This is a genomic window from Actinomadura viridis, from assembly GCF_015751755.1.
In the GTDB taxonomy this organism is placed as follows: domain Bacteria; phylum Actinomycetota; class Actinomycetes; order Streptosporangiales; family Streptosporangiaceae; genus Spirillospora; species Spirillospora viridis.
Window position 1 is genome coordinate 8,523,686 of sequence record NZ_JADOUA010000001.1, and the last position, 22,972, is coordinate 8,546,657.

Consider the following 22,972-nt stretch of genomic DNA (forward strand, 5'->3'; position numbering starts at 1 on the left):
CCAGGGTGTCATCATTGGCGAAAGATGACAACCGAGATGTCATGATGGTGGGGTGAACGAGACGGAACGCGGCCCGGTGTCCGAAGAGCCGGTGCCCGAAGGTCCAGTGCCCGAAGATCAGGTGCCCGGAGATCCGGCCGACCGGCTCGCCGAGGTGTTCGACCTGGTGGGGCCGCTGTACCGGCGGGCCCACCGCAAGGTGGAGCAGGACGCGCCCATCGAGGGGCTGTCGGTGGGGGTGCGGGCCGTCCTCAACATGCTCCGCGAGCACGGGCCCATGACCGTTCCCCAGATGGGACGGACTCAGGCGCTGAGCCGCCAGTTCGTGCAGCGGATGGTCAACGATGCCGCCGCGCGGGGGCTGGTCGAGTCGATTCCCAATCCCGCGCACAAGAGGTCCGTGCTCATCCGGCTGACCGGGGAGGGCCGGGCCGCCATCACCGCCGTGATCGACCGCGAGCGGGCCGTGATGCGCCGGATCGGCGGCGACCTGACCGAGGCCGAGATCGCCGCCTGCGTCCGGGTGCTGTCAAGCCTCCTGCGCCTCGTCGGCGACGTCGAGGTGGACTGAGGGGCTGAGGGGCTGAGGGGCTGAGGTGGACTGAGGTCCGGGAGGAGGCGACGTGGGCCGCTCCAGACTATCTACTGAGAGTAACTATAAGATTACAGAGAGTAGGGTATTCGGGAGGGGTGGAAACTCGACCCCCTCAGGGATCCGCCCCCGGGCATGCGCTCCCCATCACCGCTCTGACCACGTACTTCACGTACTTGGGCGATGATCTCCCGGTGCCGTCCGCGCGAACTTACGGTTGCCGAAACGTCTGAGCGCTCGATTGCGCCGTCCCACCGCGGAATCGAGGGAGCCGTCGATTGGAGATGCAGCCGCCGACGCGTTTTCGCGCGCTCGGAGCCCTTGAGGTGACCGTGGAGGACAGGCGCGTTCCGATCCGCTCGACCAAGCAGCGCATCCTGCTCGCGTCACTGCTCCTGAACGCCAACCGCCTCGTCACCATCGACGAGCTGATCGACCGGCTCTGGGCGGACCCGCCCAGCGACGCGCGGGGCACCGCCCAGGCGCATCTGGGACGGCTGCGCCGCACCCTGAGCGGCGCGGGCGCCCCGCCTCGGCTGATCCGCACCGACCCGCACGGCTACGTCATCGAGGTGGCGGAGGAACAGCTGGACCTCGCGCGGTTCGCGGGCCTGATCGACCGGGCGAGGCGGGAGGCCGACGGCCGCCGCGAGATCGTCGTGCTCAGGGAGGCGCTCGCCCTGTGGCACGGCCGTCCGCTCAGCAACGTCCCGTCCGACCATCTGCAGCGCACCGACGTCCCGCGGCTGGTCGAGCAGCGGCTGCAGGCGGCCGAACGGCGTTTCGAGCTGGAGCTGGACCTGGGCGAAGGGGAGGACGTGATCGGTGAGCTCCAGGAACTGGTCAACGCCGAGCCCTTCCGCGAGCGGTTCTGGGCGCTGCTGATGACGGCCCTGTACCGGCAGGGACGGCAGCAGGAGGCACTGGAGTGCTACCGCGCGTGCGCCGCCATCCTGCGGGAGGAGATCGGGCTCGATCCGGGCCAGGAGCTTCGCGACCTCCACCAGGCGATCCTGCGGCGGTCCCGGGAGATCGCGGGCCCTCGGCCGCGCCGCGAGCGTACGATCCCCGCGACCCGGTGGGAGGCCCGGCCGGGCTCTCCCTGCCAGCTTCCCCCCGAGATCGGCGACTTCGTGGGCCGGGCGGCGGAGCTGCGGCAGATCGTCGACCACTTCGTCTCCCGCCGCTCCTCCACCGTCCCGATCGTCGCCGTCGTGGGGTTCCCCGGCGTCGGCAAGACGGCGCTCGCGGTGAAGGCCGCCCACACGCTGCGGGGGGAGTTCCCCGGAGGGCAGCTGTACGTCCAGCTGGGCGGCTCGACCGGGCGGCCCCGGGACCTGCGGGACGCGCTCGCCGACCTGCTGACCGGCCTCGGCGAACCGGGCAGCCGCCGCAGCGACCTGGAGGGCCACGCCGCCATGCTGCGGGAACGCCTGGCCGACCGGCAGATCCTGCTCGTCGTCGACGACGTCGCCGACGTGCGCCAGGCCAGGGCCGTGCTGCCGGGCACGCACGGCTGCGGGGTCCTGCTGACGAGCCGGCAGCGGCTGGTCGATCTGCCCGGCGTCGAACGGGTCAGGCCCGGGCCGTTCCCCCCGTCCGAGGCGCTCGCCTTCCTCGAACGGCTCCTCGGCGCCGGGCGGATCCAGCGGGAACGGCCCGTCGCCGAGGAGATCGCCCGGCTGTGCGGGTACCTGCCCCTCGCGCTGCGGATCGTGGGGGCCCGTTCGGCGCTCCGGCCGTCCTGCCCCCTGGCCGCTCTCGCCGCGTCGCTGCGGGACGAGGACCGGAGGCTGGACGAGCTCGCCACCCGGGACCTCCAGATGCGCACCGTCCTGGACGCCAGTTACGCGGCCCTGGACCCCGCGGCCCGGACGCTGCTGCGCCGCCTCGCCGCGCTGCGCGGCGCCGAGTTCGCCGACGGCACCGCGCTGGCCCTGGCCGGCGGCGACGGCATCCGGATCCTGGACCGCCTGGTCGAGGCCAACCTGGTCGAGCCCGCCGACTCCGGCGGCGGCGAGCCCCGCTACCGGCTGCACGAACTGGCCGCCATCCACGCCCGCCAGCAGCCCGACCCGGACGCACGTTGACTTGCGGCGAGTTGTCGACTCAGAGGCACTCCAAGGCAGCAACTCGCCGCAAGTCAACGATGCGCGGGAGCATGCGTCGGCGCCGCGTCGGCGGGTGTCGGCGGGTGGTCGGCGGCATGTCGGTCATCTTTCGGCGGGTCTGCCTAGCGTCGTTTCCGGCGGATGGAACGGATGTCCGGCCAGGCAACGGCAAGGGGAGGCAACGCTGTGAACCGTCCACGAACCCCTCTCGAACTCTTCAAGGTGGCCGCCTCGGACGTGCCGGCCTACCACCGGCTGGGAGGCGCCACGCGGGTGCTCCTCGAACAGAGCTCGGCCCTGACGTCGGCCGGCTTCATGGCGCTGCTCGACCTCGAACCCGGCGAGTGCGTCACCGAGCACTACCACCCGTACTCCGACGAGCACGTCTACATCGCGAACGGCGAGATCGTCGCGCTCGTCAACGACGACGAGGTGGTCCTCAACGCCCGGGAGGCGGTCCTGATCCGCCGGGGCTCCCGGCACCGGTACGAGAACCGCGGCGACCGTCCCGCGACCGCGGTGCTGTTCCTCGGGCCGCTGGCGCCGCGGGCGGACCTCGGGCACGTGGAGACCGAGCGGGCGCCGCGGCCCCAGGCGGCCCCACCGAGAGTCGGGGACGCCCCGTGACCCGTCGCGTGGCCATCACCGGCATCGGTGTCCTGGCCCCGGGCGCCCCGGGCACGAAGGGGTTCTGGGAGACCGTCTCCGGAGGGAGGCCCACCTTCCGCACGATCACCGCGTTCGACCCGTCGCGGTACCGGTCCCGGGTGGCGGCCGAGATCGACTTCGATCCGGGACGGTACGGGCTGACGCCGCGGCAGGTGCGCCGGATGGACCGCGCCGCCCAGTTCGCCGTCGTGACCGCGCGGGAGGCGCTGGCGGCCAGCGGCCGGGACCCCGGCGAGCTCGACCCCGCCCGCACCGGCGTGTCCGTGGGCAGCGCCGTGGGCTGCACGGTGTCGCTCGAACGCGAGTACAGCGTCGTCAGCGACAGCGGCCGGCTCCCGGTCGTGGACCCCGCGTACGCCTCACCGCACCTCCCCGACTACCTCGTCCCGGCGTCCCTGGCCCGCGAGGTCGCCTGGGACGTCGGCGCGGAGGGACCCGCCTGCGTGGTGTCGACCGGCTGCACCTCCGGGCTCGACGCCGTCGCGCACGGGGTCGAGATCATCCGCGAGGGCGGCGCCGACGTCATGCTGGCGGGCGCCTCCGACGCCCCCATCTCGCCGATCACGGTGGCGTGCTTCGACGCGATCAAGGCCACCTCGCCGGACAACCACGACCCCGAGCACGCCTGCCGGCCGTTCGACGCCACGCGGTCGGGGTTCGTGCTCGGCGAGGGCGCCGCGATGCTGGTGCTGGAGGACCTGGACGCGGCCCGCGCCCGGGGCGCCCATGTGCACGCGGAGATCCGCGGCTTCGCGTCCCGGTGCAACGCCTACCACATGACCGGGCTGCGGCCGGACGGGGCCGAGATGGCGGCCGCCATCGAGGCCGCGCTGGCGGAGGCGCGGGTCCCCGCCGAGGGCGTCGACTACGTCAACGCGCACGGATCGGGCACCCGGCAGAACGACAGGCACGAGACCGCCGCGTTCAAGCGCGCGCTCGGCGGGCACGCCTACCGCGTACCGGTCAGCTCCATCAAGTCCGTCGTCGGCCACTCGCTGGGGGCGATCGGCGCCATCGAGGTGGCCGCCAGCGCCCTGGCCATCGACCACGGCCTCGTCCCGCCCACCGCGAACCTGCGCCACGCCGACCCCGAGTGCGACCTCGACTACGTACCGGTGACCGCGCGCGAACAGCGGACCGGGACGGTGCTCACGGTCGGCAGCGGCTTCGGCGGCTTCCAGAGCGCCATGGTGCTCAGCGCCCCCGGCAGGTGGCGCCGGTGAACGGCGGGGCGTGCGAGCACCACCCGGTCGTCACGGGCCTCGGCGTGGCCTCGCCGAGCGGCCTGGGCACCGCCGAGCACTGGGACGCCACGCTCGCCGGCCGCGTCGCCATCGGCCCGATCACCAGGTTCGACGCGAGCGGCTACCCGGTACGGCTGGCCGGGCAGGTCCCCGACTTCGAGCCGCGCGACCACCTGCCCGGACGGCTCCTGCCGCAGACCGACCATCTCACCCGGCTGGCCCTGATCGCGGCGGACCGCGCGATCGCCGACGCCGGGCTCACCCTCTCCGCCGGGGAGTCGCTGCGCTACGGCGTGGTCACGGCCAACTCGGCGGGCGGGTTCACCTTCGGTGAGAACGAGCTGCGCAAGCTGTGGTCGATCGGGCCGCACAAGGTCAGCGCGTACCAGTCGTTCGCCTGGTTCTACGCGGTCAACACCGGCCAGATCTCCATCAGGAACGGCCTGCGCGGCCCCAGCGGGGTGCTGGTCAGCGGCCAGGCGGGCGGCCTGGACGCGATCGGCCAGGCCCGCCGCGTCCTGCGCAAGGGCGCGAGCGGGGTCCTCACCGGCGGGTTCGAGGCCGCGCTGTGCTCGTGGGGCGTCACGGCGCGGCTGGCGGGCCCGCACATCAGCACCGGCGACGACCCCGCCACCGCCTACCGGCCGTTCGCCGCCGGGGCGACCGGCCACGTGATCGGCGAGGGCGGCGCCGTCCTCGTGCTCGAACGCGAGGGCGAGGCGCTGGCCCGCGGCGCGAAACGGTGCTACGGGCGGGTGGCCGGGTACGCGGCGACGCTGGACCCGGCGCCCGGCACCGGACGCCCGTCCACGCTCCACCGCGCCGCCGCCCTCGCCCTGGCCGACGCCGCCCTCGAACCCGGACGGATCGACGTGGTGTTCGCCGACGCCGCCGGCACCCCGGACCTCGACCGGGCCGAGGCGGCGGCCATCACCGGCCTCTTCGGGGCGTACGGCGTGCCGGTGACCGCGCCCAAGGCGATGACCGGCCGCCTCTCCGCGGGCGGCGCGGCGGTCGACGTCGCCACGTGCCTGCTGGCCATGCGGGACGGCCTCATCCCGCCCACCGCCGACGTCCGGCCGGACCCCTCGTACCGGATCGACCTCGTCACCGGACGGCCCCGGCGCGCCCGGATCGACCACGCGCTGGTCCTGGCCCGCGGGCAGGGCGGCTTCAACAGCGCGATCGTCCTCGCCGGCCCGTGCCGTCCCGGACCCCCCTCCCAGTAACCCCGTTCCCTCACGAACCCGTTCCCCCCGCCTACCCCAATCCCTCGCGTACCCGACCCCGCGAGAACCCCCATACCCCCGCGAATCCCCACACCCCAGGAACCCGGATCCCCCAGGAGCCGACATGACCAACGACGGCCGGATCACGCTGGCCCAGCTGGTGTCCGTACTGCGCGAATGCGCCGGCGAGGACGAGGGCGTCGACCTCAGCGGCGACATCGGCGACCGTACGTTCACCGACCTCGGCTACGACTCCCTCGCCCTGCTCGAGACCTCCGCGCGCATGGCGGAACGGTTCCGCCTGGAACTCGACGACGACGTGATCGGCGAGCTGACGACTCCGGCGGAACTGCTCAGGTACCTCAACGACGCCCCGGCGAAGTCAGGGGAGGAGTGACGATGGCCGCCCGTACCGACAACCGGATCCTGGTGAACGCGCCGATGGAGCTGGTGTGGGAGCACACCAACGACGTGGCGGGCTGGCCGGACCTGTTCACCGAGTACGCGTCCGCGGAGATCCTCCGGCGCGACGACGACTCCGTCACGTTCCGGCTGACCACCCACCCCGACGAGCAGGGCGAGGTCTGGTCATGGGTGTCACGGCGCACCCCCGACCGCGCCACCCGGACCGTGCTCGCCCAGCGCGTGGAGACCGGCCCGTTCGCGTACATGAACATCCGCTGGGAGTACCACCAGGAAGCGGCGGGCGTGATGATGCGGTGGATCCAGGACTTCGCGATGAAGCCGGGCTCCCCGATCCCCGAGGACGCCATGCGGGACCGGCTCAACCGCACCACGGTCGAGCAGATGGCGCACATCAAGAAGGTCCTGGAGACCCGTGCCCGGGCCGGCGCCGAGTACGGCCCCGGGGACCTGCACGCCCAGCGGCTGCTGTACCTGACGTGCGGGCCGCGGCTGGCCGCGGTGGTCACCACCCTGGCGGAGCTGGGCATCGTCGACCTGACCGCCGGCGGGCCGCGCGGCGTCGCCGAGCTGGCCGAGAGCAGCGGGACGCATCCGGACGCGCTGTACCGGCTGCTGCGGTGCGCCGCGTCGGTCGGCATCATGGCCGAACGGCCCGACGGGCGGTTCGAGAGCACCCCGCTGGCCGAGGGCTTGCGCGCCGACCGTCCCTACAGCCTCCTGCCCCTGGTCCTCTACAGCGCGCAGCCGTTCGTGACCAAGTCCTACGGGGCGCTGACCCACAGCGTTCGCACGGGGGAGCCCGCGACGGTGCCGGCGCTCGGTTCCGACATCTGGCGGTACTTCGAGGAGGTCCCCGAGGACGGCGCCTACTTCGACCGCACCATGACCGACCTGGGCCGATGGGAGACCGACCGGCACCTGGACGCCGTCCGGCCCGAGCGGTTCAGCCGCATCGCCGACCTCGGCGGCGGCCACGGCCACTTCCTCGCGGCGGCCCTGCGGCGCGCGCCGGACGCGTCCGGGGTCCTGTTCGAACGGCCGGGCGTCATCGCCCAGGCCGACGGGGTGCTCCGCGAGCACGGGATCCTCGAACGGGTGACGAGGATCGCCGGTGACCTCTTCACCGGCCCGATCCCGGAGGACTGCGACGCCTACATCCTGAAGGCGGTCCTGCACAACTGGCCGGACGGCGAGGCCGGGGACCTGCTCGCCGCCGTCCGGAAGGCGATCGGCGACCGGGACGCCCGGCTGTTCATCGTCGAGCAGGTCGTCGCCGAGGGGAACCGCTGGGATCACGCCAAGTTCCTCGACCTGGACATGCTCGTCCTGTTCGGCGGCAGGGAGCGGCGGCTGGACGAATGGCGGCGGCTGCTCGGCGAGAGCGGTTTCGAGCTTGCCGGTAGTCCCGGTGAGGGCCACTGGACGGTCATGGAGTGCCGTCCGCTTCCCTTGGGCGGCCCGGCGGCAGAGCCGGCGGCAGGCTCGGCGGCAGGGCCGGCGGCCGAGGCGGGGGAGGAGCCGCGATGACCGCCCCGGCCGCGTCCCCGCCGGAGTGGGTGCTGTGCCCGGCCTGCCGCTCCCCGCAGTACGGCAGGCGGCTCGCCCGCAACCTGGACGTCTGCCCCTTGTGCGCAGCCCACCTGCGGGTGGGCGCCGAGGGCAGGCTGCGGCAGCTCCTGGATCCGGGCACCGCCGTCCCCCTTCCGGGCACAGCGAGCACGCCGTACGACCCGCTGGGATTCCATGACACCCTGCCCTACCCGGAACGGCTGAGCAGGGCGCGCGACGCCAGCGGGATCGACGAGGCCGTCGTGAGCGCGGCGGGCGAGATCGGCGGGCATCCGCTGGTCGTGGCGGCCATGGACTTCGCGTTCCTCGGCGGCAGCCTGGGCATGGCGGCCGGGCAGCGGCTGTGCGACGCCGCCGCCGCGGCGCTGGAACGGAGGGTGCCGCTGCTCACCGTCACCGCGTCCGGGGGCGCCCGGATGCAGGAGGGGATCTTCTCCCTGCGCCAGATGGCCCGGATCTCGGCGGCGTTCGCCCGCCTGGACGACGCCGGCGTCCTCACGATCACGCTGGTGACCGACCCCACGTACGGAGGGGTCGCGGCGTCGGTGGCCACCCTGGCCGACGTGATCGTCGCCGAACCCCACGCGCGCATGGGCTTCGCCGGGCCGCGCGTCGTCCGGCAGGTCACGCGCACCGAGCTGCCCCCCGGGTTCCAGTCCGCCGAATGGCTCGCCGAGCGCGGCCTCATCGACCAGGTCGTGCCGAGGCGGTCGCTGCGCCCGGTGCTCACGTCCCTGCTCGCGTGCGCCCGGACGAACGGCCGGCAGCGTCCCGCGAGCGACCGCCCCACCCCCGTGGACGACGAGCCCGTGGACGACGAGCCCTTGGACGGCGAGGCCCTGGACGACGAGCCGGTGGACGGCGAGTCGTTGGACGGCGGCCCGGTGGTGCGCGATCCGGACCTGCTCGCCCTTGCCGATCCCTGGGAACGGGTCCAACGCGCGCGCCAGATGGACCGGCCCACCACCCTGGACTACATCCGGTCCCTGTGCACCGACTTCCAGGAGCTTCGCGGCGACCGTACCGGGACGGACTGCCCGGCCCTGGTCGGCGGCCTGGCGCGTTTCCGGGGCCGGACGGTCGTGGTCATGGGCCACCAGAAGGGGCGGACGGCGCGGGAGCTGTCCGCGCGCAACTTCGGGATGGCCTCGCCGGCGGGCCACCGTAAGGCGGCCCGGCTGGCCGGTCTGGCCGCCAAACTGCGCAGCCCCCTGATCACGTTCGTGGACACGCCCGGCGCGGATCCGAGGGCCGAGGCAGAGAACGGCGGCCAGGCGGGGGCCATCGCCGCGAACCTGCGCCTGATGGCGCGGCTCCCGGTGCCGATCGTCAGCGTCATCACCGGCGAGGGCGGGAGCGGCGGCGCGCTCGCCCTCGCCGTGTCGGACCGGCTGCTGATGCTGGAGAACGCGGTGTATTCGGTCATCAGCCCGGAGGGGTGCGCGGCGATCCTGTGGCGTAGCGAGGCCGCCGCGCCGCAGGCCGCCGCCGCGCTCCGGCTCGACGCGGCCGGACTGCTCCGGGCCGGGGTGATCCACGGCGTGGTACGGGAGGCCCGCACCGCCGAGGGCGGCCTGGACCGGGCCGCCACGACGCGGGCGGTGGGGGAGGCGATCGCGGCCGAACTGGCCGAGGTCGGCGCCGTCCCCGTCGCCGACCTGGCCGGTAGACGGCTGTCCGGCCTCCTGGAGAACCGGGACGACGGCGCGTCCGGGCCCTTCGCGCTCGCCGCGGCGTCCCTGCACAAGGACGGCGCCCCATGAACGGCGGCAACGTGAACGCAGGCAACGCGAACGCAGGCGACGTGAACGCAGACAACGCCAACGGCGGCAACGCGAACGGCGGCGGTGCGGGCGCCGGACGTCCACGGACCGACCTCGAGGACGTCCTGGAGGGCGTGTGCCGCAGCGCGCTGGCACTGATCGCGTCCGTGCCGGGTCCACCGCTCCGCCGTGTCGTGCTCCAGGTCGACCAGATGTACCTGGAGGTCGAATGGCCCGAGCCCGGCCGCGCACCGGCCGAGGCCGGGGCCCCGGCCCCGGCTCCCGTACCGGCCACCGCGCCGTCCACGGCCACCGCGCCGTCCACCGCGCGGGCCACGGCCACCGTGTCCCCGGCCGCAGGGGACACGGTGGACGCGGCCGGCCACGAGGTCAGGGCCCCCGCCGTCGGGACGTTCTACCGGCGCCCGGAACCGTCGGCCGAGCCCTTCGCCGAGGTCGGAGACCGGGTGGAGGCGGGCTGCCAGGTGGCGATCGTCGAGGCGATGAAGCTGATGATCCCGGTCGAGGCGCCGGTGGCGGGCACCGTGGTCGCGGTCCACGCCGAGGACGGCGCGCCGGTGGAGTTCGACCAGCCGCTCCTGTCCATCCGTCCCTCCCCGTGAGCGTGGTGCCCCCATGGTGACCAGAGTCCTCGTCGCCAACCGCGGCGAGATCGCCCTGCGCGTGATCCGCGCCTGCCGGGAACTCGGCCTCGGCACGGTGGCCGTCCATTCGGCCGCCGACGACGGCGCCGCCCACGTGGTGGCCGCCGACCGGGCCGTGCGGATCGGCCCCGCTCCCGCCGCGCTCAGCTACCTCAGCATTCCCGCGATCCTGGAGGCGGCGCGGATCACCGGAGCGGACGCGGTGCACCCCGGCTACGGCCTGCTCTCGGAGGATCCCGACTTCGCCGAGGCATGCCAGGGCGCCGGGCTCACCTTCGTCGGCCCCTCTCCCGAGGCGCTGCGCGTGCTGGGCGACAAGATCAACGCGCGCCGGATCGCCGCCACGGCCGGGCTCCCGGTGCTGCCCGGCTCACCGGAGCCGGTCGCCTCGGCCGAGCAGGTCCGGGCGCACGCCGCGCGGACCGGCTACCCGCTGATCCTCAAGGCCGCGGCGGGCGGGGGCGGCCGGGGCATGGAGATCGTGCGCGCGCCCGGCGACCTCGCGGCCGCCCTCGGCCGGGTGCGCTCGGCCGCCGCCACGCTCTTCGGCGACGACCGGGTGTTCGTCGAACGGTGCGTCCGGCGCGCCCGGCACGTCGAGATCCAGGTCCTCGGCGACCGGCACGGAACCGTCGTCCACCTGGGGAGCCGGGACTGCTCGCTCCAGCGGCGCAACCAGAAGATCGTGGAGGAGGCCCCGGCCCCCGCCCTCCCCGCGGACCTGCTCGACCGCATCGCCGCGGACGCGGTGCGCTGCGCGTCCGGGATCGGCTACCACGGCGCCGGGACGCTGGAGTTCCTCGTCGAGCCGGACGGCGCGTACTGGTTCATCGAGGCCAACTGCCGGATCCAGGTCGAGCACCCGGTCACCGAGATGGTCACCGGCGTCGACCTCGTCCACCGGCAGCTGCGCGTCGCCATGGGCGAACCGCTCGCCGCCCGCGACGGCGGCGGCCCGGAGCCGCCCCCCGGGCTCCCCGCGTCCGGGACCGTGACGCGGGGATGCGCGATCGAGTGCCGGATCAACGCCGAGGACCCCGCCCAGGGGTTCCGGCCGGCTCCCGGGCGGCTGACCGAGGTCGTCCTCCCCGCCGGCCCGTTCGTCCGGGTCGACACCCACCTGGCCGCGGGATCGGCCGTCCCCAGCGAGTACGACCCGCTGCTGGCCAAGGTCGTCGTCTGGGCGCCCGACCGCGCCGGCGCGCTGGCGCGGATGGACCGGGCCCTGGCCGAGTGCCGGATCGGCGGACCGGGGATCCGTACCAACCGCGACTTCCTGCGGGGCCTGCTGCGCCATCCGCGCTTCCGCGACGCCTCGCACGACACCGCGCTGCTCGCCGGGCTGACCGCCGGCGACGTGGCCGCCCTCACCGCCTCCACCGTCCCTGCCGGCCCGGGAGACCCCTCATGAACGAGCACTGCCCCGCCTTCCCCTTCGCCTACCGGACGGGCGTCGACCCGGCCCCCGAATACGCGCGGCTGCGGGCCGAGCGCCCCATCCTCCGCGTGAGGCTGCCCAGCGGCCACCCGGCCTGGCTGGTGACCCGCCACCAGGACGCCCGCCGCGTGTTCACCGACCCGAGGTTCAGCAGGGCCGCCGCCAACGAGGCCACCGGCGACGACTTCGCGGGCATCAACCCCCCGGCCGGTTCGCTGTTCGCGCTGGACCCGCCGGAGCACACGGAGGTCCGCGCGCTGGTGAACAAGACCTTCACCGCGCGCCGGGTGGAGGAGCTCAGGCCGCAGATCTCCCTGGTGGCCGAACGGCTCGTGGCGCGGCTGAAGGAGCAGGGCCCCCCGGCCGACCTGGTCGGCGGCTTCGCCCAGCCCCTGTCGATGAGCGTCCTGTGCCGGCTGCTCGGGGTGCCCGAGGCCGACCACGGCAGGTTCATCGCCTGGTCGCACGCGCTGCTGTCCACGGCGGGCGCGGGCAAGAACATCGCGGAGGCGCGCGGACGGCTCGGGCAGTACGTGGCGCGGCTCATCGCGGCCAGGCGCGACGATCCCGCCGACGACCTGGTGTCCGCCCTGGTCGCGGCCGTGGACGGCGAGGCCGCCGCGCCGCACCAGGCCGTCCTGCTGGTCATGGCCATCCTGGTGGGCGGCCACGACAGCATGGCCAACCAGCTCGCCGGCACGGCCTACCTCCTGCTGACCCACCCCGGCCTCGTCGAGCGGCTGCGCGCCGAGCCCGGACGGATCCCGGAGGCCGCCGAGGAGTTCCTGCGCTACACGTCGCTGATCGCGGTGGGCGGCTTCCCGAGGGTCGTCCTGGAGGACGTCCGGGTCGGCGGCGTCCTCATGAAGGCCGGCGACACCGTCATCGCGGCCATCGACTCCGCCAACCGCGACGCGTCGGTGTTCCCCGACCCCGACGAGCTCCGCATCGACCGCCGGCCCCGCGGCCACCTGGCGTTCGGCCACGGCGTCCACCGCTGCCTGGGCGCGCAGCTCGCCCGCGCCGAACTCGGCATCGCGATCGCCACGCTGGTCGGCGCGCTGCCCGGAATGCGCCTGGCGGCGCCCCCCGACGACCTGGAGTGGGAGCACGAGTCGCTCGGACGAGGGCTGCGCTCACTCCCCATCACCTGGTAGCGACCCCCGAAGGAGGACCCATGGCATCCTCGCCGCATCGCGCTCTCATGATCCGCCGGATCGACCCGGCGGACCGCGCCGCCGTGGCACAGGCGTTCCGCGAGCACGACCGTACGGAGCTGCCCGCCCGGATCGGCGTCACGCGCCGCACCCTGCTCCACTATCACGGCCTCTACATGCACCTCGTGGAAGGCGGCCGGGACCTGACGGACAACCTCTACGCCTCACGGGAGGACCCGCGGTTCCGCGAGGTCGACCAGAAGCTCGCCGAACTCCTCACACCGTACGACCCCCGCCGGCCGAGCATGCGCGAGGCGCAGGCCGAGGAGTTCTACCACTGGTCCGCGGACGCCCCGGCCGCGACCTACCGCCTGCTCCTGGAGATACGCGTCGACGACGGGCGCGGCGCGGAGTTCGAACGCACCTGGCAGCGGATGGCCGCCGTCGTCGACCGGCAGCCGGCCAACCTCGCCCAGTCGCTGTCACGCGACCGGAAGGACCCCCGCACCTACTACGTGGTCAGCGACTGGACCGACGCGGAGGCGTTCGAACGCTTCTCCCGCGACCCCGAGCACCGGGCGCTCGCCGACGCGGTCTCCACCCTCGGCCGCACCGTCCGGATGACCGCCATGCACATACGCGACCCCAGGGAGTCCCGATGACCACGCTGACCGACCTCGCGGACATCAACTACGCGGCGGTGACCGCGGCCGCCGCCGCCCGGCTGCCCCTGGCCGGGCTGTGGCACTCCCCGCTCATGTTCGGCAGGCCGTGGGAACGCCACGCCGGCCTCAGCGCCGAGCAGATGCGGCGCCGCCCGCTGCCCGCCCTCTTCGCCCTCGCCTTCGTGACCGCCCTGGCCGGAGCCTTCGTCCTCGCCCTCCTGCTCGGCCGGGACGCGGGCCTGGCCACCGGTGCGCTGGCCGGCCTGCTCACCGGGCTGGGCGTCGCCGCCGGCGCCCTGCTCAGCTCGATGGCCTTCGAGGCCCGCCCGCCCCGGCTGATCGCCATCGACGCCGGCTTCCACACCACGGTTTTCACCGTCACCGGCGCCGTCCTCGGCGCCTGGTGACCCGCCAGGAGGCAGATCATGACCAGCGTCCACGGTCCGCGGGGGACGGAAGGGCCGTTCAGCGACGAGGAGCGCGACTACATCCTCGCCCGCGGCGTGGGCCGCCTCGCGACGATCGGCCCCGACGGGACTCCCCATGTGCGGCCCGTCGGGTTCCGGCTCAACGCCGACGGCACGATCGACATCGGCGGTCCGAGGCTCGGCACCACCCAGAAGTACCGGAACGTGCTCGCCGATTCCCGGGCCACGTTCATCCTCGACGACGTGGCCCCCGAAGGGCCGGAGTCGCCGAGACCCGGCCGGGGCCGCGGGATCGAGATCCGCGGGCGCGCCGAGGCCCTGGCCGGGCGGCGGCCCCTGGCACCCCACCACAGCGACGAGCTCATCCGGATCCGGCCGAAACGCGTCATCACCTGGAACCTGTCCGCCGGCCGGCCCGAGCTGAACGGAAGGGACGTGACATGACCGCCGAGAGGATCCCGGAGGCCCTGCCTCTGATCACCGACGTGCGAACGGCCGGCCCGGTGGCACGGGTGACGATGCTGTCGGGCGACGCCGGCTACGTGGTGACCCGTTACGAAGAGGCCCAGCAGGTCCTGACCGACCCGGCCTTCAGCCGCGCGCAGACCATCCGCTCCGACACGCCGGAGAACCTGCCCCGCAAGCACGTCGGCGCGGCCAACACGCTGTTCAACATGGATCCGCCCGAGCACACCCGGCTGCGGCGCGTGGTGTCCAAGGCGTTCACCCGCGGCCGGGTCCAGGCCATGCGCGAGGGGATCCAGACGGTCGTGGACGGCCTCCTGGACCGCATGGTCGAGGCCGGTCCGCCGGTGGACCTGGTCGAGGCCCTGTGCGCGCCGCTGCCGATCACGGAGATCTGCCACCTGCTCGGCGTCCCGTACGAGGACCGGGCCGCCTTCCGGGGCTGGACGGAGGCGATCATGTCGATCTCCGGTCACCCGTTCGAGGAGGTCAAACGGGCGCGGATGGCCCTGTACGGCTACCTCGGCGGGCTGGTCGCCGCCAAGCGCGAGCGGCCGGGCGACGACCTGCTCAGCGCGCTGCTGGTGCTGCGCGACCAGGAGGACCGGATCACCGAGTCCGAACTGGTCGGCCTCGGCCTCACCCTGCTGATCGCGGGCCATGAGACGACGATGAACCAGCTGGGGAACAGCATGCACGCGCTGCTGAGCCGCCCCGACCTGTACGCCTCGCTCCACCGTGACCCCGGGCTGGTGCTCACGGCGGTGGAGGAGCTGCTGCGCCTCTGCCCGTCGGTGGGGGTCACGACCCCCCGGCTGACCACCCGTGACGTGCGGGTCGGCGACGTTCTCATCCCGGCCGGAAGCATGGTCGCGGTGTCCCTGATCGCCGCCGACCGTGACCCCGCGGTCTTCACCGACCCCGAGACGATGGACCTCGCGCGGTCCGACAACAGGCACATGACGTTCGGCCATGGACCGCACTTCTGCCTGGGGGTCCATCTCGCCCGCTCCGAACTCCAGGTGGCCCTCTCCAGCCTGGTCCGCCGCTTCCCGAACCTCCGGCTCGCCGTCGACCCCGCGACCGTCCGGTGGCGGACCAGCGCCCTGGTCCGCGGCCCCGCCGAACTCCCCGTCACCTGGTGACCCCGGACGCCCCGAGGGTTATCAGTCAGTACTGATCGGCGGGCCTCTGATCGGGTCTCCGCCATGACGTCGCCGACGTCGGCGCCACGCTCAGGGGATGTCGGCGAGAGTGAAGGATGAGAGCTGTTCCCGGCTCAGGTGTTCCAAGGGCCGGCCTGAAGCTTTGAGGCGGACCGATTGACGTTCGACCATGGTCTCGAAAACCTGGCGGGCGGTGCGGCCGTTACCGAAGGAGTCGTCGCGACGGATCAGTTCGAAGTAGGCGAACAGTCCCGATTGGGTCTCGGGCATGAGGGCATAGCCGTCGTGGGCGGCGCGGTGGCGGACGATCTCGACGAGTTCGGCGGAACTGTAGTCCTCGAAAGCGATGATCCGAGTGAAACGCGAGCGCAAGCCTGGGTTGGCGGACAGGAAGTCCTGCATTTCAGCTTGGTACCCGGCGACAATGACGGCGACGTCCTCACGATGGTCCTCCATGAGCTTCACCAGGACGTCGATAGCCTCGCGCCCGAAATCGCGTCCGGAGTCGGAGCGGGCCAAAGCGTAGGCTTCATCGATGAAGAGGATGCCGCCAAGCGCGCTGTCGAACTTTTCCTTGGTCTTCCTGGAGGTCTCACCGATGTACTGCCCAACGAGATCGGGGCGGGCGACCTCGACGATGTGTCCTTTGCTGACGACGCCGAGGGCCGCCAGGATCCGGCCGTAGAGTCGTGCGACGGTGGTCTTACCGGTGCCGGGGGGCCCGGTGAACACCAGGTGATGTCCGGTGGCGGGAGTCCTCAGGCCCAGACGCGACCGCTGCATGCCGACCTCGATGACATCGACGATGGTGCTGACCTGCTGCTTGACCTGTTCCAAGCCGATCATCTGCTCAAGCTCGCATCTGAGCGTCGCCACGTCTTCGCGGCCGGCCGGTCTGTTCCTCTCCCGGTCACCGGACCACGGCGGAAGCGGTTTCCTCCGGGGACGGTCCTGGTCGCTGAAGGCAGGTGGGGACCAAAGGCCCTCGGGAGCCAGGTCGTAGGGGAGCGAAGCCTGCTGGTCGTGGTAGTCGGGGCTACATGCGGTGAAGGGTCCATCGGGGGATAGCAGGACGTCCATATGGGGTCCGGCATGCTGGGTGAGCCAGGTGGACATGCCCAATACCCCCTCGTAGCGGAAGTGTTCCCAGGTCTCCCACATCGCGGTGATCCTTATTGCCGCTTCGGCGTGGCACCACCACTTTGCGCACCACCGGAACTGGCCGCCGATCCTTCGCCGGTACATAGGGGATAGGAACTCGACGAAGAACTCCTCCGGATCGTGGAAGTGGGTCTTGCCCGCATGGTCGGGCCGGCTATCAGTGGGGTCCTTCGAGCTTGTGTCGTCCATACGCATCGGGACCTCCGACATGGGGTTCTGGGATTATTGAAGATCATAAGCCGCTCTTGCTCATGCCAGGGGCGGTTCCCGTCTGCGGGGAGCCGCACGAGCGGCTCCGCCTGGCACACCACTACCCGGCGTGATTGTGGGCCTGACCTGAAGGTGGACGTGACCCTCGCCTCAGGAAGGCTGGCCACCCGGGCCTGATGACCTCTGCGTGGGATTGAGGTGCCCTGGAGCTTTGGAGCGAGATTGGCGCGGACCCACGGCCTGTCCGCCGGGAGGCGGCGCGGCGGACGGGCATACCCTGCTGGGGACGGAAACGTCCACCATGACCTGGAGCCGGACCGGGCCGGCGGCCCGACGGGGGGAGCACAGTGGAGCAATCGGCCATGCCGGTGGTCGCCGGCACGGACGGCTCGGCCCACGCCGAGCGGGCGGTCGCCTGGGCCGCCGACGAGGCGGCCCTGCGCGGCCTGCCGCTGCGGATCGTCCACACCCTGGCGCGCTGGGGCAAGGACATGCCGGTCCGGCCGCCCCGGGACGCGGAGGAGGCCCTGCCCACGGTGGGCCAGCGCCTGCTGGACGAGGCCGCGCGGCAGGCCCGCGAACGGCACCCCGATCTCGCGGTGACGACCGAGCTGCTGCGCGAGTCCATGCCGTTCGCGCTCCGGGACGAGGCGGGCGGGGCCTTCGAGATCGTTCTCGGCCACCGCGGCCTCGGCGGTTTCCGCAGCCTGCTGCTGGGCTCGACGGCCCTGCGGGTGGCGGGGCGCACCGAGGGGCCGGTGGTGATCGTGCGGGGCCGCGTCCTTCCGGCGTACGGCGAGATCACGCTGGGCGTCGATCCGTTCGAGGAGCAGACGGCCTCGCTGGAGTACGCGTTCGAGGCGGCGGCCGTACGCGGGGCCAGGCTCCGGGCGGTCCACGCCTTCCAGCTCGCGGCGCCCGACGACCCGGCCGTCACCCCGGATGATGTGGCCGCCGTCGCCCGGGAGGAGCTGGCGAAGGTGCTCGCCCCCCTGACCGAACGGTTCCCGCAGGTGGAGGTCGTCCAGCAGGTCGTCCAGGACCACCCCGTCAACGCGCTCGTGGACCTGTCGGAGAACACCGACCTCCTGGTGCTCGGCGCGCACGGCCACACCGCCCTGGGCGGGCTGCTGCTCGGGGCGATCAGCCACGGCGTGCTCCACCACGCGCACTGCCCGATCGCGATCGTACGGCCGCGTTCCTGAGCGTCCGTCCCGGCGTCCGCCCTGGCGGCACGCCGGGCTGGACGCCGGGACGGGGCGGGCCGGAAGAGGATCGATCGCGGAGCTGACCGTCACCAAGGTCGTACTCAGCGCCTCCGTACGGGAGTCACGCCTCCCACGTGATCAGCAACTCGTCGACGCCCGCGCTGATCGGCGATGGGGGATAGGACATCTTCTGCCCTTCGACGAGACGCAGGTTCGGCAGGCGGTCCAGGAGAAGCCGCAATGCCACGCGAGCTTCGGCGCGTGCCAATGGAGCGCCGATGCAGAAGTGCGTTCCGCGACCGAACGCGACGTGACCGGCGAGGTTGTCCCGCTCGGGATCGAACTTTGACGGCTCCGGAAACACGGTGCTGTCGTGATTCGCAGCGCCGAAAACCACCCATACCGTAGCCCCGGCCGGAATCAGCGCGCCGCCGACTTCGACTTCGCGCGTGGTGTGGCGGAACAGGCCGCGAATAGAGGATTTGTAGCGCAGAACCTCCTCAATGATGTCCGCGAGCCGGTCGGGGTGTGCCTGCGCATAGCGCAGCCGGTCGAGATCCGAGAGCAACACGAGCAGGATGTTGCCGAGCAGATCGGTGGTCGTGACGTTTCCGCCAATGAGCAACTGAGCGGTCGTACTGATGATCTCTTCGTTCGAGAGGCGCCTTTCGTCGTCGCTCTCGTGGATCAGACGACTCAACAGGTCATCGCGCGGTGCCTCACGCCGCTCCGCGATGCGCGCCCCCAGATACTCATTGAGTTCGGCCATGCTCGTCGCGCAGGCGAAGAAGGTCTCGTCGTCGAGCGTTGGATTGGCCATCAGGAACGCATGGTCCGACCAGCGCTGGAAGGTGTCCTGGTCAGAGGCCGGGACGCCGAGGAAGTCGGCGATGATCGTCACAGGCAGCGGAACCGCGAACCGGCCGACGATGTCGGCGCGCCGGTCATCGACGAAGGTGTCGATCAGTCGGTGGGCGACGCGCTCGATCGAGGGAAGCATCTTCTCGACATAGCGGGGAGTCAGCGTGCGGTTCGCGATTTTACGGATGCGCGCATGCTCAGGTGGGTCAGTGTTGATCAGTGACGGATACGCCTGCGGGAATCCGTGAGGCAGCCGGGGGCGTAGCTCTGCGGGAACCGGCTTGAAATTGAGCGATTCCCGCGAGCTGAAAGTCTTCGTGTCCTTGGTTACCTGGAGCACGTCCGCGTACCGGGTGACGACCCAGAAACCCGCCTTCTCCGCGTAGAAGGGGGCATGTTCCTGAGCCTTCGACCATAGAGGGTAGGGGTCGGCCAGGTGACTCGGCTCGAACGGGTCGTAGTCCCGCAGGGCGGGACAACCGGCCGCATCTTTCGGGGGGTTCATGTGACGATTCTGATCCGCTGCTTGATCAAATACAACGGGTGCCCGTCTTTGATTATTTTGCCGCACCACTCGCGATCGCCGGGCACCGGAACGTGTTACGTACGACCCGTGTCATGGAGGCGCCACCGTTGAACGGGCTGGCGTTCGCGGTCGGGTGTCTCCCGGTCGCCTGGGTGTCGAGGACGTCTCCTGTTCCGGGCGGGTGCGTTGCTCCGGGCTATAGCCCTCAAGTCAGCGGGGAGGCGCCCGGCCCGGTGGGCGCCGGGGTGTTGGTGCGTGTCGGCTCGACGTCCGAATCACCGAGGCTCGCGAGCACGGCTAGTCGTACAGGGGCGCATGCGGCTTCATTCAGCCGGATGGACCTCGACGCCCCTGACCGGCGTTCGTGCTGGTCAGGGGCATGATGTCGGGGATGGTCGTGGTGCCCCCGGCAGGATTCGAACCTGCGACACCCGCTTTAGGAGAGCGGTGCTCTATCCCCTGAGCTACGGAGGCGTGTCGTCGCTCGCCGGAAGAGCGTAGCGGACGGCACATACAGAGTAGGGGAAGGGGCGGGCGAATGCTCCCTCTTATGGATGCGGGGTGAGACGTGTGGGGGGTTATCGGTACGCTTCGGTCCGTGATGGCTCGGGGTGACAGGTGGCCGGACAGGGAGTCACGGCCGAAGCGGAGGATCCTTCTGGTCGTGGCCGTCGCCGTGCCCGTCGCTCTCGTGGTCGGCCTGATCGCGTGGGGGACGCGGGGCGGGCCGGAGCCGAAGGCGCCCGCGTCGGCGCAGGCCATGCCGTCGGCGCCCGCGGTGGCGCCCGAGACGCATCCGACGCGGGGGGAGTACGTGCCGCCGCGGCCGTCGCCGGCCCGGACGCGGGAGCCCAGGCCGGCGGAGCGGCCGAGGACCGCGCCGAGCAAGAAGCCGGAGCGGCGTGCCGAGCGTGAATGTCCCAGGGACTGGAGCCGGGTACCGTTCCTGAGAAGGTGGTGTGAACGGAACGGTTTCCGGACTCGCTGAAGTCGTCTGGGAACTTGTAGTAGCGTTCCTGCCGCTGTTGTGCTTTTTGGGCATCAGGAGGAACCCCCGTGCCAATCCCCCGGTCGGCGGTGCTGACCGCGGTCTTCCTGGTGATGGCGGTGGTCTCCGCGCTTCCGGCCGCCGCGCGCGAGGATCCCGTTCAGGAACTCCGGCGTTCGGCGTCCAAGGCGCGCGCCGAGCTGGAGAAGGCCACCAAGCAGATGGAATCCCGCAAGAAGGAACTGGCACGTTCCCAGTACAAGCTGCGGGTGACGCTGAAGGACCTGGCCAAGGCGGAGGCCGACCTCAACCGGATCCGGGAGCCGCTGGCCAGGCTGGCCAACGCCTCGTACCAGCAGCCGGGCGCGGCCGGCTCGATGTCGATCTTCGGTGGGGGGGACGCCTCCGACGCGTTGCGGGCGACCGCGGACGTGACGCACATCGCCAACGGGCAGCAGGCGCTGGTCCGGCAGGCCGACGAGCTTCAGCGGCGCAGGCAGCAGCTGGCGTCCACGGCGCAGGACCTCCAGTCGCGCAACGCGGTGGAGCAGACCCGGTTGCAGCAGGAGATCGACGGGCTGAAGGCGAAGTCGCTCCAGATCACCAGGGAGCTCACCGCCAAGCTCAAGAAGCTGGAGGCCGATCAGGAACGGCGGCTCCGCGCCATCTGTGACAGTGATCTCTCGGCCAACGCCCGGAAATTTCCCAACGGGCTGATTCCGGACCGTTACCTGTGCCCTCTGCCGCAGAAGGGCGAGCAGTTGCGTGCGGACGCGGCGCTGGCCTTCTACAAACTGAACGCCGCGTACAAGCGGCGCTTCGGGCGCCACATGTGCGTGACCGACTCCTACCGCAGCCTGGCCGACCAGCAGCGGGTCTACTACCAGCGGCCCGGGTTCGCGGCCGTGCCGGGCACCAGCAACCACGGCAAGGGCCAGGCCCTCGACCTGTGCGGCGGCATCGAGAACGCCAGCACGGTGCAGTTCAACTGGCTGGAGGCCAACTCCCGCAGGTACGGGTGGTTCCACCCCGCATGGGCGTACAGCAACCCGTACGAGCCGTGGCACTGGGAGTACGGGAGCGAGAGCGACAGCTGAGCGCGCAGGGGAGCTGAACAGCCCGTGGGTGTCCTGGCCGGACGATCGCGATCCGGCTGATCACACGTGGTGGGCGCCCTGGGGAACGCCTGATACGCGGTGGGGGCCGTCGCCTACCTTGCCGCGCCTTGAGGGGCGGAGGCTCGGTCGGCGTCGGCGTTCGGGTTCGGGTGGGCGGCTCGGGGCGGGCCGGCCGGGGACGGTCGGCCCGCCTCCGGGGTCAGGTGCTGGGGGCCGGGACCAGTTCCGTGGTGCAGAACTTGCAGCGGGTCGCCTTGATCGGGATGTCGCTGAGGCAGTGCGGGCAGGCGCGTTCGGTGGCCTCCTCGGCCTTGATGAGCCGCTCCAGGACCTTGGCGACGGGAAGGACGACCAGGAAGTAGACGACCGCGGCGACGATGAGGAACGAGATCAGCGCGGTGACGAAGATCCCGTAGGGGAACTTGGTGCCGTTGATGGTGAACGCCAGCTCGCTGAAGTCGGGCTCGCCGCCGACCAGGGCGATCAGGGGGCCGATGAAGGAGTCCACGAACGCCTTGACCAGCCCGCTGAACGCCGCGCCGACGACGACCGCGACGGCCAGCTCCACCAGGTTGCCGCGGAAGAGGAACTTCTTGAAACCGCTCATGGATCACACCTCGGTGACTCTTGGTGATGCACAGACAGCGGAAAGACGTTACCAAGACCGGGCAATGGTCAGGGCCAGCCGGGGGCCCGCGCCGGCGAGCGCGGCGGCCTGGGAACGGTCGGTGGCCAGCACCACCAGGGCCCCCTGGCCGGCCTGCCCGGCCTGCCGGGGGACCGTGATGACCGGGACCGCGGCCACCACCAGCCGGGCCCTGGGATCGGGGTGGAGATCGGGATCCGGGGCCGCCAGGACGTCGACGCGGTCGCCGGCGCGCAGCAGCCGCACCGCCGCGGCGTCGGCGATCCGGACAGGGGTGGCGACCGTGCCCGGTGCCTGGCCGCGCAGCAGGCCGCCCGAGGCGATCCGCAGGTCGGTGAGCGGCTCGCCGCGGCGCATCGGGCCGGACAGGACGCGGCCGGCGGCGGGGGCGGTGACGGCGCCGGCCGGGACCGCCGGGGCGGGAACGGTCACGGTGCGCAGGTCTCCGGGCCGGAGCGTCGCGCCGCCCGGCAGGTCGCGTGCGGCGACCGTGATCCGCTGGCCGGGGGCCGGGTCGGGCTGCAGGGCCAGCAGGGCGAAGCCGGTGCCGGCCGCGGCGGCGAGCGCCGCCACCGGCCTGCGGTATCCGGCTGAACGGCCGCTCATGGTGCTCCCTTCCGCGGGCATGCCGGGCCGGGGGCACCGCCCGTGGTGTCACGGTGCCCGG

The 22,972-nt window shown here is 72.3% G+C and carries 21 protein-coding genes and 1 tRNA gene; 17 read left to right on the forward strand and 5 right to left on the reverse strand.

Annotated elements, in window-relative coordinates:
- Nucleotides 1-52: 52 nt before the first annotated feature.
- From IW256_RS38675 to IW256_RS38745, 15 genes are all read left to right on the forward strand, one after another.
- Nucleotides 53-571 carry a MarR family winged helix-turn-helix transcriptional regulator gene (locus IW256_RS38675; protein ID WP_307829345.1) on the forward strand — a complete coding sequence of 173 codons (519 nt, stop codon included), beginning with the start codon at nucleotides 53-55 and terminating at the stop codon, nucleotides 569-571.
- A 347-nt stretch (nucleotides 572-918) separates the two neighbouring features.
- Nucleotides 919-2,682, forward strand: a complete 1,764-nt coding sequence (locus IW256_RS38680; protein WP_197015664.1) for an AfsR/SARP family transcriptional regulator — start codon at nucleotides 919-921, stop codon at nucleotides 2,680-2,682.
- A 207-nt stretch (nucleotides 2,683-2,889) separates the two neighbouring features.
- Nucleotides 2,890-3,330, forward strand: coding sequence for a cupin domain-containing protein (locus IW256_RS38685; protein ID WP_197015665.1), 441 nt, complete (start codon nucleotides 2,890-2,892; stop codon nucleotides 3,328-3,330).
- Nucleotides 3,327-4,595 (forward strand): beta-ketoacyl-[acyl-carrier-protein] synthase family protein, encoded by a 1,269-nt coding sequence (locus IW256_RS38690; protein WP_197015666.1) that lies wholly within the window; start codon nucleotides 3,327-3,329, stop codon nucleotides 4,593-4,595. The genes IW256_RS38685 and IW256_RS38690 overlap by 4 nt, the downstream gene beginning before the upstream one ends.
- Nucleotides 4,592-5,845, forward strand: a complete 1,254-nt coding sequence (locus IW256_RS38695) for a ketosynthase chain-length factor (protein WP_197015667.1) — start codon at nucleotides 4,592-4,594, stop codon at nucleotides 5,843-5,845. The genes IW256_RS38690 and IW256_RS38695 overlap by 4 nt, the downstream gene beginning before the upstream one ends.
- Nucleotides 5,846-5,969: 124 nt before the next feature.
- Nucleotides 5,970-6,242: an acyl carrier protein gene (locus IW256_RS38700; RefSeq protein WP_197015668.1), complete on the forward strand. Its 273-nt coding sequence runs from the start codon at nucleotides 5,970-5,972 to the stop codon at nucleotides 6,240-6,242.
- 2 nt (nucleotides 6,243-6,244) lie between these two features.
- Nucleotides 6,245-7,798, forward strand: coding sequence for a methyltransferase (locus IW256_RS43015; RefSeq protein ID WP_197015669.1), 1,554 nt, complete (start codon nucleotides 6,245-6,247; stop codon nucleotides 7,796-7,798).
- Nucleotides 7,795-9,603 (forward strand): acetyl-CoA carboxylase carboxyltransferase subunit alpha/beta, encoded by a 1,809-nt coding sequence (locus tag IW256_RS38710; RefSeq protein WP_197015670.1) that lies wholly within the window; start codon nucleotides 7,795-7,797, stop codon nucleotides 9,601-9,603. The genes IW256_RS43015 and IW256_RS38710 overlap by 4 nt, the downstream gene beginning before the upstream one ends.
- A 41-nt stretch (nucleotides 9,604-9,644) precedes the next feature.
- Nucleotides 9,645-10,226, forward strand: a complete 582-nt coding sequence (locus tag IW256_RS38715; RefSeq protein WP_307829346.1) for an acetyl-CoA carboxylase biotin carboxyl carrier protein — start codon at nucleotides 9,645-9,647, stop codon at nucleotides 10,224-10,226.
- Nucleotides 10,227-10,239: 13 nt separating this feature from the next.
- Complete coding sequence (locus IW256_RS38720; protein ID WP_197015672.1) at nucleotides 10,240-11,679, forward strand: acetyl-CoA carboxylase biotin carboxylase subunit; 1,440 nt, start codon at nucleotides 10,240-10,242, stop codon at nucleotides 11,677-11,679.
- Nucleotides 11,676-12,863 carry a cytochrome P450 gene (locus IW256_RS38725; protein ID WP_197015673.1) on the forward strand — a complete coding sequence of 396 codons (1,188 nt, stop codon included), beginning with the start codon at nucleotides 11,676-11,678 and terminating at the stop codon, nucleotides 12,861-12,863. Before IW256_RS38720 ends, IW256_RS38725 begins: the two co-directional genes overlap by 4 nt.
- A 20-nt stretch (nucleotides 12,864-12,883) precedes the next feature.
- The gene (locus tag IW256_RS38730; RefSeq protein WP_197015674.1) at nucleotides 12,884-13,525 is read left to right on the forward strand and encodes a TcmI family type II polyketide cyclase; all 642 of its coding nucleotides are present in this window, start codon (nucleotides 12,884-12,886) and stop codon (nucleotides 13,523-13,525) included.
- Entirely contained in the window at nucleotides 13,522-13,935 is a 414-nt protein-coding gene (locus IW256_RS38735) for a DUF1761 domain-containing protein (protein ID WP_197015675.1), read from the forward strand. Before IW256_RS38730 ends, IW256_RS38735 begins: the two co-directional genes overlap by 4 nt.
- Nucleotides 13,936-13,953: 18 nt before the next feature.
- Nucleotides 13,954-14,400 (forward strand): PPOX class F420-dependent oxidoreductase, encoded by a 447-nt coding sequence (locus tag IW256_RS38740; RefSeq protein ID WP_197015676.1) that lies wholly within the window; start codon nucleotides 13,954-13,956, stop codon nucleotides 14,398-14,400.
- On the forward strand, nucleotides 14,397-15,566 hold the full coding sequence (locus tag IW256_RS38745) for a cytochrome P450 (RefSeq protein WP_197015677.1): 1,170 nt from the start codon (nucleotides 14,397-14,399) through the stop codon (nucleotides 15,564-15,566). The genes IW256_RS38740 and IW256_RS38745 overlap by 4 nt, the downstream gene beginning before the upstream one ends.
- Before the next feature lie 90 nt (nucleotides 15,567-15,656).
- On the opposite strand, the gene IW256_RS38750 is transcribed toward IW256_RS38745, so the two are convergent.
- A complete protein-coding gene (locus IW256_RS38750) occupies nucleotides 15,657-16,943 on the reverse strand; it encodes a DUF4913 domain-containing protein (protein ID WP_231404100.1) in 1,287 nt (428 codons plus the stop codon).
- A gap of 377 nt (nucleotides 16,944-17,320) precedes the next feature.
- Between IW256_RS38750 and IW256_RS38755 the strand changes: the two genes are divergently transcribed.
- Nucleotides 17,321-18,163 (forward strand): universal stress protein, encoded by an 843-nt coding sequence (locus IW256_RS38755; protein ID WP_197015678.1) that lies wholly within the window; start codon nucleotides 17,321-17,323, stop codon nucleotides 18,161-18,163.
- 124 nt (nucleotides 18,164-18,287) lie between these two features.
- Here IW256_RS38755 and IW256_RS38760 read toward each other — a convergent pair whose 3' ends face one another.
- Together IW256_RS38760 and IW256_RS38765 are read right to left on the reverse strand one after the other, a co-directional pair.
- Nucleotides 18,288-19,532, reverse strand: coding sequence for a cytochrome P450 (locus tag IW256_RS38760; RefSeq protein WP_197015679.1), 1,245 nt, complete (start codon nucleotides 19,530-19,532; stop codon nucleotides 18,288-18,290).
- A gap of 419 nt (nucleotides 19,533-19,951) precedes the next feature.
- Nucleotides 19,952-20,027 (reverse strand) — tRNA-Arg (locus IW256_RS38765).
- 582 nt (nucleotides 20,028-20,609) lie between these two features.
- Here IW256_RS38765 and IW256_RS38770 point away from each other — a divergent pair.
- Nucleotides 20,610-21,638, forward strand: a complete 1,029-nt coding sequence (locus IW256_RS38770; protein WP_197015680.1) for a D-alanyl-D-alanine carboxypeptidase family protein — start codon at nucleotides 20,610-20,612, stop codon at nucleotides 21,636-21,638.
- Nucleotides 21,639-21,858: 220 nt separating this feature from the next.
- On the opposite strand, the gene mscL is transcribed toward IW256_RS38770, so the two are convergent.
- Complete coding sequence (gene mscL / locus IW256_RS38775) at nucleotides 21,859-22,266, reverse strand: large conductance mechanosensitive channel protein MscL (RefSeq protein ID WP_197015681.1); 408 nt, start codon at nucleotides 22,264-22,266, stop codon at nucleotides 21,859-21,861.
- A gap of 48 nt (nucleotides 22,267-22,314) precedes the next feature.
- On the reverse strand, nucleotides 22,315-22,911 hold the full coding sequence (locus tag IW256_RS38780; RefSeq protein ID WP_197015682.1) for an SAF domain-containing protein: 597 nt from the start codon (nucleotides 22,909-22,911) through the stop codon (nucleotides 22,315-22,317).
- Nucleotides 22,912-22,972 lie beyond the last annotated feature (61 nt).